This window comes from Legionella nigrisilvae, from assembly GCF_977063395.2.
Map to the genome: position 1 here is coordinate 108,715 of NZ_CDRUGZ020000020.1, position 12,913 is coordinate 121,627.

Sequence of the window (12,913 nt, forward strand, 5' to 3'; positions counted from 1 at the left end):
TTTACAAAGATCATATGATGACTAATAGAAAAACAGCTAGTATCCAAATTAAACCGCTCGCAACATAAGGATGTTCATATCCTTTAAAATTTTTTCTTCGGTAGAACACATCAAAAATAAGTACCGGGACAACGGAAAGAAAAGTTAGCATAAATACCAAAACTAATGAGACCGCCCCCTTCTGAAAAGGCATTATACGCACTATTAAATTTAATACATCTTGTAATAGTTCATGAGCGTAAAATATTCCCCATAAAACCCAAAAATTATAAGTATAGAGGAGCCAGGAGGCAGCAAACATGGGTATAATTAATTTGGCACCTTTTATAGCAAAGAGTTTGTTAAAGGCTTTGATAAATTCTTCTGAAAAGAACACTATAATTGAACTTAACAGAACAACCAAAGCTAATGTTACTAACATTTATCTGTTCCCTTTCTCAACATCTTCTAATACCTCCCAACGTTCATAAAGTTGGGTTAATAACATTTCATCTTCAGCCAATCCTTGATTAATTTTTGCAATCATCTGAGCATCTTGTTGGTAAAATTTAGGATCAGCCATTTTTAAATGTAACTCTGCTATTTTTGCTTCCAATAACTCTATTTTCTGGGGTAATTGCGCAAGCTCTCGTTGCTCATTGAAACTTAATTTATTTGTTGGCGTAGTTCGTTTGACACTCGGTGCTTTTGTTGCCTGATCACGCTGTTGTTGTTTCTTATGCATTTTATATTCATCATAACCCCCAACAAACTCTTTAAATTGCCCTGCTTCCTCATAAACCAGAACACTGGTAACCACCTGATTAATAAAAGCCCTATCGTGGCTAATTAATATTAATGTTCCAGGGTACTCCCCTAACATGTCTTCTAGAAGTTCTAATGTTTCAATATCTAAATCATTAGTGGGTTCATCCATCACGAGCAGATTAACTGGTTTTGCAAAGAGTTTTGCGAGTAATAACCTATTTCTTTCTCCACCAGAAAGGACCGAAACTGGTTGATTAAACCGCTCGGATGAAAATAAAAATTCACGCAAGTAACTGGCCACATGCTTTTGTTTGCCGTTAATTGTTACATAATCGGCCCCATCACCCACATTAAACATGACGGTTTGATCTTCATGTAATTGCCGACGTAGTTGATCAAAATAAGCAACGCTCAGGGACGTACCAAGTTTTATCTCGCCAGAGTCTGGCTGCAGCTCTCCAAGCAATAGTCGTACTAAAGTCGTTTTACCACACCCGTTAGGGCCAATTATTCCCAGTTTATCGCCTCGAGTCAGCAATAAGGAAAAATCACGTAAAATCGTTTTATCTCCTAGGGTGTAATTAACATGGTTTGCTTCAATCACGACCGAACCTGAACGAGTTACATCAAGGGTGAATGCTTTAACCTTCCCCACTTGATTTCGACGTGCTTTATATTCTTCACGCAATGCTTTCAAGGCACGAACTCGCCCTTCATTTCGAGTACGCCGTGCTTTGATTCCTGTACGAATCCATACCTCCTCCTCGGCTAGCTTTTTATCAAATAAATTATTTTGCTTTTGTTCGCTTAGACGAATGGACTCTCTTCTGTCCAGGTATGTTTCATAATCACAGTCATGCTGGTACAACTTCCCTCTATCTATTTCTACAATCCGATTAGTGACTTGACTTAAAAACTCCCGATCGTGAGTGACTAACAACACCGATCCTTTGAAACTTTTCAAATAAGATTCTAACCATTCAATTGCTTCAATATCTAAATGGTTGGTCGGTTCATCCAATAATAATAAATCTGGGGTGGCGATTAGCGCAGCTCCTAAAAGCACGCGTCGTTTCATGCCACCTGAGAGGTTATTCATACGCTCTCGAGTGTCTATGCCTAAACGACTGGCCATGGTCTCAATGTGCGGCAATTTGTCCCAAGCATGTAAAGTATCCATTTGTTGTTGGCATGCGGCTAATTTATCCATATCTCCCGATTGGGATAATTCATTAAAACGGCATAAAACCTCTCCTACTTCACCAAGGCTTTTTACGAGGAAATGGTAGACGGACTCTTCTTCTGCAATTGGAACTTCCTGCGTTAATCCAGCAACACGCAATCCAGAAAGTTGCTGGATTTGACCGCTATCAGGAATCAAATCCCCTTGCAGCAGTTTAAGAAGTGTAGATTTACCTGCTCCATTTCGTCCAACTAAGGCAATACGATCCTGTGGTTGAATCTGCCAATCTGCATTATCCAATAACTGATTACCCGCAATATTGAGGGACACGCCATGAAGGGAAATTATACTCATACACTAACTCTGACTTTTAAAATATGTAGCCGGGAAGCGAAGCGGTGTTCGGTTTTCTTATTATTGATTCCCGGATTGCCGTTTGGTCTTCACCAGGCTACTTGTAAATGAATTACTTCGAAGATAAAACCATTATACCATCCATCTCAACTTGAGCGCCACGTGGTAATGCAGAAACTCCTATCGCAGCACGTGCTGGATAAGGTGCCGCAAAATAACGACTCATTGCTTCATTAATTAATGGAAAATGACGCAAATCTGTAAGATACACATTCAATTTCGCAATTTGCGCCAAACTACCACCAGCGGCTTCACAAACTGCTGCTAAATTTTCTAAAACCTGTGTGATTTGTAGTTTAATATCTTCACTACATAGTTGCATAGTAACTGGATCAAGTGGTATTTGACCTGAAAGATAAACTGTATCGCCACACTGGATTGCTTGTGAATAGGTTCCAATAGCCTCAGGAGCCAATTTTGTATTTACAGGTTGCATTAATTATCCCCTTGTTTTTTTCTATAAAGACGCATGACTACTTTATTTGCTCTCAATCGACGCATGACGCGTGCCAAATGGGTTCTATCCACAACACTAATTGAGAAAGTTACCGCATTATGCCGGCCATCACGCGGATCTACATTTATATTACCAATGTTTGATCCAGCCTCAGCGATAGCAGTTGCGAGTGCGGCCAACACACCGCGTTCATTCACTACATCCACTGTTATATCAACCCAGTACTCGCCTTCAACCTTCTCATCCCACCGTAAAGCAACAAATTGCTCTGGATTGGTTCGTGAGTTTTTGAGTGTAGTACAATCACTGCTATGTACTATAATTCCTCGACCTTGCTGGAATTTTCCTACAATATTATCACCAGGAATAGGCTGACAGCACTCACTAAAATGCACCACCATTCCTTCGGTACCTTTGATTGCCAAGGGGTGGGTTTTAATTCCTTTATCCAATTCATTAGAATCTTGTGAAACTACCAATCTTTTCGCAATTACCATCGCCATTTGATTGCCTATGCCAATCGCATAAAGTAAATCATCTATCGCTTTATAATGTAAATCGCTTAATAATGCTTGTAAGGATTCAGGTGGTATTTTTGCATAATCACTAGACAACTCATTTAAAGATTGCTCAAGGAGGCGCTTTCCTAAACTAATTGATTCGGTATTCTGTTGGCTTTTCAAAAAATGACGAATATTTGAACGGGCTTTTCCAGTAACTACAAAGTTTAGCCATGCCGGATTTGGATGGGCTCCCTGCGCGGTGATAATTTCTACTGTTTGGCCATTTGATAAGGGTATACTGAGTGGAACCAGTTTTCGATTTACTTTTGCAGCGACACAACTATTACCTACTCCAGAATGAACTGAATAAGCAAAATCAACCGGAGTCGCTCCCTTGGGTAACTCCATAATGTGACCTTTAGGGGTAAATACGTATACTTCATCGGGGAATAAATCAATTTTAACATTTTCGATAAATTCCAATGAACTTCCTGTACTGCGTTGCATTTCTAACAGACTTTGTACCCACTCTCTTGCGCGCAATTGGGCTTCATTGACCTCGAGACCTGAAGATTTATAGATCCAATGTGCAGCTACTCCATTATCCGCTACTTTATCCATATCACGAGTACGAATTTGCACTTCCAAAGGGACTCCGAAAGGTCCAAACAAGGTCGTATGGAGCGATTGATATCCATTTGCCTTAGGTATGCCAATATAATCTTTAAAGCGTTGCGGTACCGGTTTATAAGTACAATGCAAAGCACCCAAAATCCGGTAACAGGAATCAATATCTTCAGTAATCACACGAAAAGCAAAAACATCAGTAATTTCGGTAAATGAGGCTTTTTTCTGACGCATCTTCTTATAAATGCTATATAAGTGCTTCTGTCTGCCGAATACTTGTTCATAAGGGATATTCAATTGTGCTAATGCCAGTTGCAAATCACGTTCAATAGTTTGGGTCAATTCACGTCGATTGCCCCGAGATTTTTCAACTGCTGATTTAATTGCCCTATACCGCATCGGATACAATGCCTGGAATCCTAAATCCTCTAAGCCTACATAAATTGAATGCATCCCTAAACGGTTAGCGATTGGTGCATAAATTTCTAAAGTTTCGATGGCGATACGTCTGCGTTTTGCATAAGGCATTGCACCAAGAGTTTTCATGTTGTGTAGTCGGTCAGCCAACTTAACGATAATTACACGAATGTCTTTGACCATGGCCAAGACCATTTTACGAAAATTTTCCGCCTGCGCTTCTGCTTTTGATTCAAATTTGATTTTAGTTAGTTTGGTAACACCATCTACAAGAGAGGTAATTTCTTCGCCAAATTGACGGGTTAAATCTTCTTTACTCACGGAAGTATCTTCAACCACATCGTGGAGTAAAGTAGCCATGATCGTTTGATAATCAAGACGCATTCGAGCGAGAATCAAGGCTGCTGCAACAGGGTGAGTAATATAGGGCTCGCCAGAACGACGCATTTGTCCATGATGCGCTTTCTCCGCGACCAAATAGGCTTGGTAACATTTTTCTATTTGCGACTGCTCAAGGTAGCATTTCAGCTCTTCATCGAGCTCCTTAAAGTAGCTCACGCAGTACTCCCTAGTATCTAACATGACCATACCCCTATACCCCTAAATTCACCCTATTAAGGCACCTTCGAATAATCACAGTCCTCTCTTTGATTTGTAGCTAGGGTGAACAAGCGGAATCCTGGAATGAGTAACCAAAACCTAGGTCCGCTTCGCCCAGGCTATATAAACAGTGCCATCTACTCTTTATCCAAAATTTCTGGGGTAATTAAACCTTCTGCTATTTCACGTAGAGCCACCACGGTCGGTTTATCATTTTCCCATTCTACCATGGGTTGATCTCCTCGAACCGCAATTTGACGTGCCCGTTTCGTGGCTACCATAACCAGCTCAAATCGATTCGCAACATTTTTTAAACAATCTTCAACTGTAACTCGTGCCATAAATCATTCTCCGGTAGCAAAACCTTGTATTTTACTGCGATGACAACAGGAAAGAAAGCAATTTTGATTGTTTATTTATCTGTCGCTTAATACACAAGCGATTTGCAATCACAATCGCTCCCAACTCCATCGCTGCTTTTTCAAAATTATCATTAACGATTAAATAATCAAATTCAGGATAATGACTCAGCTCATCTTGAGCCTTTTTCATTCGATCACTAACCACATCATCTTTATCTTGTCGTCTATTTAATAGTCGTTGTCTCAAGACTTCCAAGGATGGGGGCACAATAAAAATACTCACCGCCTCAGGAAAAGAACGTCTAATCTGAGTCGCTCCTTGCCAGTCGATGTCCAGAACCACATCGATACCATTTTGCAAACGTCTTGCAATTTGCTCCATGGAGGTTCCATATAAATGATTAAAGACTCGGGCATGCTCCAAAAAAGCACAATCATCAATCATACGCATAAATTCTTTTTCATCAGTAAAAAAGTAATCCACTCCATTACGCTCTCCAGGCCGCATGGTTCGAGTTGTATGCGAAATGGATACCTCAATATTATCCATAGTTTCGATCAACCTTTTTACTAAACTTGTTTTGCCTCCCCCAGAAGGTGCTGCAACAATAAATAAATTACCCGAATAATCACCCACAATAGTACTCACTCAATATTTTGAATTTGCTCACGCATTTGCTCAATTAAAACTTTCATTTCTACTGCACTCTTAGTCAATTCTCCAGAGTCCGATTTTGAGCTTAGCGTATTCGCCTCCCTATTTAATTCTTGCATCAAAAAATCTAGACGTCTTCCTGCGATTTTATCGCAATTTAACGTCCGACTCACCTCATCAAGATGAGTCTGTAGTCTATCTAATTCCTCACTGACATCAAGACGAGCCAAAATTAAAGCAATTTCTTGCTCCACACGTGACTCTTGCACTTCAAGTTTCACTGAGTGTAATCGGGTCAATAGCTTATCTTTTACTTGTTCTGTTTGCGTTAATACTATAGAACGTGCGCGCTTAACTTCTTGACCTAATTCACTTAGTCTCCCTTCAATATGTGCTTTCAGTGCGCTCCCTTCGGTTACACGCATTTGTTTTAGTTGCTCAATCGCACTCTTAAATAAAGAAAGTGCGTGCTCTCCTAAAATATCTGCATCGGGCACACTGGCTTGCACCACACCAGGCCAAGATAAGACACGACTAATACTTAAATCATTCGGCAAATGATGTGATGCAGAAAGTTTCTCACTTAAATTTACTAATGCATTAACCATGCCTGTATTTATAAGCATAGACTGATTATTAGAACTTGTGTCTTGATATTTAAGCTGACACTCTAATTTGCCGCGATTGATTACATCTCGCAACACATGACGCAATTGAGGTTCTATAAATCGGAATGATTCAGGTAAACGAAATGAAACATCCAGATATCGATGATTAACTGACTTAATTTCCCAACAAAAATGCCCCTCTTCGATTTGCTTTTGCACTCGCGAGAAAGCCGTCATACTTTGAAGCATATAGAATACCAATGAATAAACCTTGCGCGAATATACCCCAATTTAAAGCAATTGCACAGATACAAACCTCTTGATATGCACCTCAGCATAGCAACCACAATGATCAATTTTAAAACAATCTGACGATTAATTAAAGATCTACTTATGAAAACATATTAAGGTATATCCCGGATTGAAAACCCGGGATTAAAGAATTATTTGCTTAGCGAAGAACCAGGCCCGGATTTTGGTGGCGACTGATGATGCGACCATAGTTCACTTAACTTCTCATTCATCCAACTCATCAGTGTAACCGCAGACATCACTCGTAGACCTCGGGGAAGCCCACCATTAAAAAAACCATAAATGCCATGCTCTGCATGAATCTTCCGAGTCGCTTGGAAAAAACCAGAAGAATTTTTAGAAATAGAAGCCTGTTGTACTGTCTTTATTACATCAAACTTTTGTGACGCTAATGTTGCTCCAATTCCTGCCAATATACCAGCAAAGGAAGAAGCAGCAAAATCATTAGGGCAATATTCCATTATTCTGACTTTTAATGCAGGTGTCACCGCCAAAAAAAATGTAGAAAACATACCCTCTCGAAGCATCGTTGACAACATCCCCGTATAAAGATGAGACCATCCTCCCTGCCTCACCAGATAGGAGCCCGCCGCAAAAAAACTGTGCTTTTGGTGGGTCATGATCATCTCAGTTGGACAACTAATTGCAGCAGAACCAACTCCAGCAGCAAATGCACTAATTAGCTTTTGGCTATTAGACAATTCATATTTATTCCCAAAAAACCAATTTTGGAAAAAACGATTTAAACCAACTTGAACCGCAGTTATTGGGACCATACTCGCAGCATTTGGCAATATGCCTCGATACAATACTTGTGGATTTAGAGTAAAGGGTTCTTTTTTTTGCATTCGTGTTTTTATAGACCACAAAGGATGATCCACGAACACTTCAAAAGCCCCAGTGATACTTCCCGAGATGATGCTTTGAACTACACTAAGATTGTTTTTCTTTTCTTTAGGGCGCGTCTTGTCTTTATGCGCCTCATTTTTAGTTTGAGTCATAATATTCTCCAAAAGTGATGTCAAATTTAATTCATTACCCGCTCGCTTCCTCCCTAGAGAGGTGCGGATAATGGAAAAAAACCGCCCTAGGGAAAATCGGGTAAGACAAGAATCACTAATAAAGAAGAATGACTTTGGGAAACAACTAAATCGCAGACAAACAGAGAGCTTGCAGATAAATCTGCAGATAATGCAACACTGTATTCATGACTGCGATGACACATAATGGACACTTTTTTTATAGATAGAATTGAAAATAACATGATGAATCAATATTAATCAATATGAATATAAAAAAATTTTCATAATTTTGGGTGAATTATTCTTTAGCATTTCTGTTCCCTAATATTCAAGTTATTCCTGGCTGAATGAATCACTGTTAATCCAAATGGTATTTGTTTTATTGCGTCGTATATACTTTAGGATGCAACTCAGGGAGTTAAGCGTTATAATTCCTAATTTTTAACGAGGATTATTCCATGCGCCCAAGTAATCGAGAAGCAAATCAACTACGTTCTGTTAAAATCACCAGAAACTACACCAAACACGCTGAAGGTTCCGTCCTGGTTGAATTCGGACAAACTAAAGTATTATGTAATGCTTCGGTTACTGATGGAGTTCCTCGTTTTATTAAAGGTAAAAACCAGGGCTGGGTTACTGCTGAATATGGAATGCTTCCCCGCGCAACTCATAGCCGTACTGAACGCGAAGCAAGCAAGGGAAAGCAAGGCGGCAGAACCATGGAAATTCAACGTCTAATCGGCCGTTCTCTTAGAGCCTGTGTTGATTTAAAAGTTTTAGGGGAGAATACAATAACATTAGATTGTGATGTAATTCAGGCTGATGGGGGTACAAGAACTGCCGCTATTACCGGTGCCTGCGTCGCAATGAGGGATGCGGTAACTTGGATGGTCGAACGCGAAAAAATACGTAAAATGCCTGCATTTCATTACATTGCCGCAGTTTCTGTGGGCCTCTATCGGGGTCAACCGGTACTTGATTTAGATTATGCCGAAGACGTACTTGCTGAAACAGACATGAATGTAGTAATGAACGAAGCAGGACATTTCATAGAGATTCAAGGCACTGCCGAAGACAGACATTTTAATCGCGATGAATTGAACAACATGCTGGCACTTGCCGAAATTGGTATTCCTCAATTGATTGAATTGCAGAAAAATGCTTAAGCTTTAAATAGCTCCGGCTTTCATGTCATTAAAGTTATTCATTTGTCATTCCCGCGAAAGCGGGAATTGAGTTTTATGGGATCTTCAGCACTGCAAACAGGAGCTTCGCCCTCTAAGAGGTACCAGAATAGAATCCAAATCGAAAGATGACAAATCAAAGAGTCCAACTGAATTGAATGGCTGCATTACATAGACCTTCGGGAAACCCTTTAAAATAAATTTTTATCAATAGCCACTTCACGTGCTGTATAAATAGAGATAATATTTTTCTTCACCAGCTCAGTTAAATGCTGATCCAAAGTTTGCATTCCTTTGCCTTGACCTGTTTGGATTGAAGAGTACATTTGTGCCACTTTATCTTCACGAATTAAGTTTCGTATCGCACCGGTACAAATCATAATTTCCAAAGCAGCAACCCGTCCCCCACCATTTTTTTTCAATAAAGTTTGTGCTACTACGGCTTGCAAAGATTCGGATAACATAGAACGCACCATCGATTTTTCTTCAGCAGGAAACACATCAATAATTCTATTGATGGTTTTGGTTGCTGAATTGGTATGTAAGGTCCCAAATACAAGATGTCCGGTTTCCGCAGCAGTCATTGCCAAGCGGATTGTCTCCAAATCCCGCAATTCCCCGACTAGAATCACATCCGGATCCTCGCGAAGTGCCGAACGTAAAGCCGCATTAAAACTCAGCGTATCACGATGAACTTCCCGTTGGTTTAACAAACATTTCTTACTTTGATGTACAAACTCTATAGGATCTTCAACTGTTAAAATATGATCGTAACGATTTGCATTAATGTAATCGATGATCGCAGCCAATGTAGTACTTTTACCTGAGCCTGTAGGACCAGTTATCAATACTAATCCCTTAGGATAACTAGCCATTTCTTCAAAAATAGGAGGTAGTCCTAGATCATCCATGCCTAAAATTTCGGAAGGGATGGTACGAAAAACTGCCGCGGCGCCACGTAATTGATTAAACACATTCACCCTAAAACGGGCTAGATTTGAGATTTCAAAAGAAAAATCAACCTCTAAATATTCTTCAAATTCTTTTCTCTGCCTGTCATTCATTACATCATAGACAATTTTCATTACCTCTTTATGCTCCAGGGCGGGTAAATTGATTTTACGTAAATCCCCATCAACTCGAATCATTGGAGGCAAACCTGCAGAAAGATGTAAGTCTGAGGATTTATTTTTTACTGAAAACGCCAATAGTTCCGCTATGTCCATTGCTTAATCATCCCGATTGAATCAATAATAGATTGGACCTTAAAATCAATCTCAATCTAATGCTATTAGATTAGCTCACGAAGTGGTACTCGGCAAATATTGTTTCTTTTGTTATTGTTGAGATTTTCAAGGGTGTATCTAAAAATCATGAATTTTTATAACAATTTAAAGCAAATAAAAGAATTAATCAGACAAACTGAACTTGAATGCGACAGAAAACCTGGAAGTGTCCTTTTGCTCGCTGTCAGCAAACAACAAAGCATCGAGGCCATTAATCAATTATTTCAGCTTGGAATTACTAACTTCGGTGAAAGTTACTTCCAAGAAGCACAAAAAAAAATAGATGCATTTAAAAATAGTCCTATATGCTGGCATTTTATCGGCCCCATTCAAAGTAATAAAACCAAAGGGATTGCCACTTCCTTTAACTGGGTGCATAGTATTAGTCGATTTAAAATCGCCCAGCATCTCAATGAATACCGTCCACGCCATTTAGACCCACTCAATATTTGTTTACAAATTAATTTGGTTGAGGAAAAAACCAAATCAGGAATACCCCCAGAACATGCAGCCGAATTAGCCTTAGCTGTGAATCAACTACCTTACCTCAAACTAAGAGGCTTAATGACTATTCCGCCCCCCCAACAGGATATGCAAAGTCAATATGAAATCTTTAAGCAACTTAATCAATTGATGCATTCACTCAATCGTGAACTTGGTCTAAACATGGATACCTTATCTATGGGAATGAGTGATGATTTAGTCCCAGCTATTAAAGCAGGTGCCACTATTGTGCGTGTTGGACGCGCCTTATTTGGTGAGCGACAAAAATAAAGCGACGCGCTATAATCCTGGAAAAATTAGTTGCCTAAATACGTGTACAGGGGAATATATGTCTGGAATTATCGTTGTATTGATCTTCGTGGTTTCGTTATTTTTTTCACTCGCCATTTTCAGTTTATGGCTTCGAATCGCCCTACGCTATTTACGTGTCAGTGCCCTTCACCCAGTAAGCCAACTTATTTATAAAGTAACTAACCCTATAGTCAATCCTATCCAACTGATAACAAAACAACCCTATAAACCCGGACAAAAATATGATGTGCCCGCTTTCATTACTTTGGTTCTGGTTGAGCTATTGAAAATTCTCTGTATCAGCCTTCTTGCCTTAGGTGGATTAATTCCTATTGGATTCATAGTGATGTACATCATTGCGGACTTAATTATCCAACCTTGTGATATTTTATTTTATGCCATACTCGTGCGCGTTATCATGAGTTTTATTAATCCCAACTGGCAAGGACCAATTGCCGACTTTTTACGTATGTTAACAGAACCCTTGTTAAAGCTTGGTAGAAAGATTGTTCCCGATATTTCAGGTTTTGATTTTTCCCCCTTTATCATTCTGGTTTTATTGAAAATTATTACTTTATTTATCAATGCAAGCCTACCCTGGAGATTATTATAAAAGCGACTATACTTAATTTTAAGCAGAGGATTATCAGGATTAACTTATGAAATTGACGCTCCTCAGTAGCACTGGCTTAGGATTGCTTCTTGTACCTTTTAGTCTATTTGCTGATACCCAATCTTATTATTGTCCACAAAACCATGGATATATTAAGGTAGGGATGACTCCTGATGAAGTGATTGCAGCTTGTGGACAACCCGTAAGCCAGCAGGAATCCAATCAACCTTTGATGCAAAAAATTCCAGTACAACAACTCATTTACAATAATATGGGAACGAGTACCGCTTTTTATGGAGTATGGAATTTGCCTACAGGTAGTGGCGGAGTACAGCTTGAAATAGACATTGTGAATCAAAAAGTACGCTCCATCAAAATGAATGGTTCTGATAGCAATGCAGTTTCTGTTTGCCAGGGGGCTAATATTCAAGCCGGGGATCCGGTACAAAAAGTCTATTACGCTTGCGGAAGCCCTTCTATTGTAAATAATTCCTTTATCAATGAAATTGTACCCACAGCAACCAAACCTGTAGTTTGGATCTATCAGCCTGGTGAGTATCAACCTACTGTATCCATGACTTTTGTTAACGGTAAACTACAATCCATCCAATAAAGCGTTTATTTTTTTCATTGATTTCTATTTTTTGAGCGAATCACCATTCAACTCTATGGTAAGTTAAAGAAATAAGCTAAACTCTCAAAATTTTAGCGCAGAGAAGCACTTATTAGTGATACGTTCTTTGTTTTTTAAATATTCATTGAGGTAAACCAAGAAATGACGGCAAGTATAGATGAAATTACTATTGCTTATGGCGAAAATGGGACAGAAACAGTTAAAGAATTGGATAAGAAAATACTAACTCGTGGGGCTTGGACTACGATTATGTTTAAGTATCAAGATTGGGATAATGCTCAAAATGACTTCGGCCCTGTAAAATTTTCAATTCGCCGTTATCAAAAACGTAATAATCAATACTGGCAAAAATCTAAATTTAATATTTCCAGCGCCGAACAAGCACAAAAAATCATTGATATTCTTGGTGATTGGCTAAAATAACTCCATGTTTCTAATTGTTCGTTTGAATTTTTAAAAATTTAGAAATTTAAATAGTAATTTTTTTTCTATCA

Annotated in this window: 15 protein-coding genes; 5 read left to right on the plus strand and 10 right to left on the minus strand. The window is 39.1% G+C overall.

Annotated elements, in window-relative coordinates; genetic code table 11:
- Positions 1-10: 10 nt before the first annotated feature.
- The 9 genes from ACWTE2_RS09245 to ACWTE2_RS09285 all read right to left on the minus strand — a co-directional run bounded on the left by ACWTE2_RS09245 (position 11) and on the right by ACWTE2_RS09285 (position 8,149).
- Positions 11-421 carry a hypothetical protein gene (locus ACWTE2_RS09245; protein ID WP_454785118.1) on the minus strand — a complete coding sequence of 137 codons (411 nt, stop codon included), beginning with the start codon at positions 419-421 and terminating at the stop codon, positions 11-13.
- A complete protein-coding gene (locus ACWTE2_RS09250; protein ID WP_454785119.1) occupies positions 422-2,284 on the minus strand; it encodes an ATP-binding cassette domain-containing protein in 1,863 nt (620 codons plus the stop codon).
- A 112-nt stretch (positions 2,285-2,396) separates the two neighbouring features.
- Positions 2,397-2,780, minus strand: coding sequence for a Rid family detoxifying hydrolase (locus tag ACWTE2_RS09255; protein ID WP_454785120.1), 384 nt, complete (start codon positions 2,778-2,780; stop codon positions 2,397-2,399).
- Positions 2,780-4,906, minus strand: a complete 2,127-nt coding sequence (gene spoT / locus ACWTE2_RS09260; protein WP_454785121.1) for a bifunctional GTP diphosphokinase/guanosine-3',5'-bis pyrophosphate 3'-pyrophosphohydrolase — start codon at positions 4,904-4,906, stop codon at positions 2,780-2,782. Before spoT ends, ACWTE2_RS09255 begins: the two co-directional genes overlap by 1 nt.
- A 179-nt stretch (positions 4,907-5,085) precedes the next feature.
- Positions 5,086-5,289, minus strand: a complete 204-nt coding sequence (gene rpoZ, locus ACWTE2_RS09265) for a DNA-directed RNA polymerase subunit omega (protein ID WP_010653170.1) — start codon at positions 5,287-5,289, stop codon at positions 5,086-5,088.
- Between the two features lie 31 nt (positions 5,290-5,320).
- Positions 5,321-5,950 carry a guanylate kinase gene (gene gmk, locus ACWTE2_RS09270; protein ID WP_182393615.1) on the minus strand — a complete coding sequence of 210 codons (630 nt, stop codon included), beginning with the start codon at positions 5,948-5,950 and terminating at the stop codon, positions 5,321-5,323.
- Between the two features lie 5 nt (positions 5,951-5,955).
- A complete protein-coding gene (locus tag ACWTE2_RS09275) occupies positions 5,956-6,822 on the minus strand; it encodes a YicC/YloC family endoribonuclease (RefSeq protein WP_182393010.1) in 867 nt (288 codons plus the stop codon).
- 194 nt (positions 6,823-7,016) lie between these two features.
- Positions 7,017-7,886: an MC/SLC25 family protein gene (locus ACWTE2_RS09280; RefSeq protein ID WP_454785122.1), complete on the minus strand. Its 870-nt coding sequence runs from the start codon at positions 7,884-7,886 to the stop codon at positions 7,017-7,019.
- 86 nt (positions 7,887-7,972) lie between these two features.
- The gene (locus ACWTE2_RS09285; RefSeq protein ID WP_454785123.1) at positions 7,973-8,149 is read right to left on the minus strand and encodes a hypothetical protein; all 177 of its coding nucleotides are present in this window, start codon (positions 8,147-8,149) and stop codon (positions 7,973-7,975) included.
- Positions 8,150-8,365: 216 nt separating this feature from the next.
- Between ACWTE2_RS09285 and rph the strand changes: the two genes are divergently transcribed.
- The gene (gene rph / locus ACWTE2_RS09290) at positions 8,366-9,073 is read left to right on the plus strand and encodes a ribonuclease PH (RefSeq protein WP_182393007.1); all 708 of its coding nucleotides are present in this window, start codon (positions 8,366-8,368) and stop codon (positions 9,071-9,073) included.
- A 209-nt stretch (positions 9,074-9,282) separates the two neighbouring features.
- Here the strand turns inward: rph and ACWTE2_RS09295 are convergent, their stop codons facing one another.
- Positions 9,283-10,317: a type IV pilus twitching motility protein PilT gene (locus tag ACWTE2_RS09295; RefSeq protein WP_454785124.1), complete on the minus strand. Its 1,035-nt coding sequence runs from the start codon at positions 10,315-10,317 to the stop codon at positions 9,283-9,285.
- A gap of 147 nt (positions 10,318-10,464) precedes the next feature.
- Here ACWTE2_RS09295 and ACWTE2_RS09300 point away from each other — a divergent pair, with 147 nt between their 5' ends.
- The 4 genes from ACWTE2_RS09300 to ACWTE2_RS09315 all read left to right on the plus strand — a co-directional run bounded on the left by ACWTE2_RS09300 (position 10,465) and on the right by ACWTE2_RS09315 (position 12,842).
- A complete protein-coding gene (locus tag ACWTE2_RS09300) occupies positions 10,465-11,151 on the plus strand; it encodes a YggS family pyridoxal phosphate-dependent enzyme (RefSeq protein WP_454785125.1) in 687 nt (228 codons plus the stop codon).
- A gap of 58 nt (positions 11,152-11,209) precedes the next feature.
- Complete coding sequence (locus tag ACWTE2_RS09305; RefSeq protein ID WP_182393004.1) at positions 11,210-11,785, plus strand: YggT family protein; 576 nt, start codon at positions 11,210-11,212, stop codon at positions 11,783-11,785.
- A gap of 46 nt (positions 11,786-11,831) precedes the next feature.
- Positions 11,832-12,398, plus strand: a complete 567-nt coding sequence (locus ACWTE2_RS09310) for a DUF2845 domain-containing protein (RefSeq protein ID WP_454785126.1) — start codon at positions 11,832-11,834, stop codon at positions 12,396-12,398.
- Between the two features lie 162 nt (positions 12,399-12,560).
- Positions 12,561-12,842: a hypothetical protein gene (locus tag ACWTE2_RS09315; RefSeq protein ID WP_182393002.1), complete on the plus strand. Its 282-nt coding sequence runs from the start codon at positions 12,561-12,563 to the stop codon at positions 12,840-12,842.
- Positions 12,843-12,913: the final 71 nt, after the last annotated feature.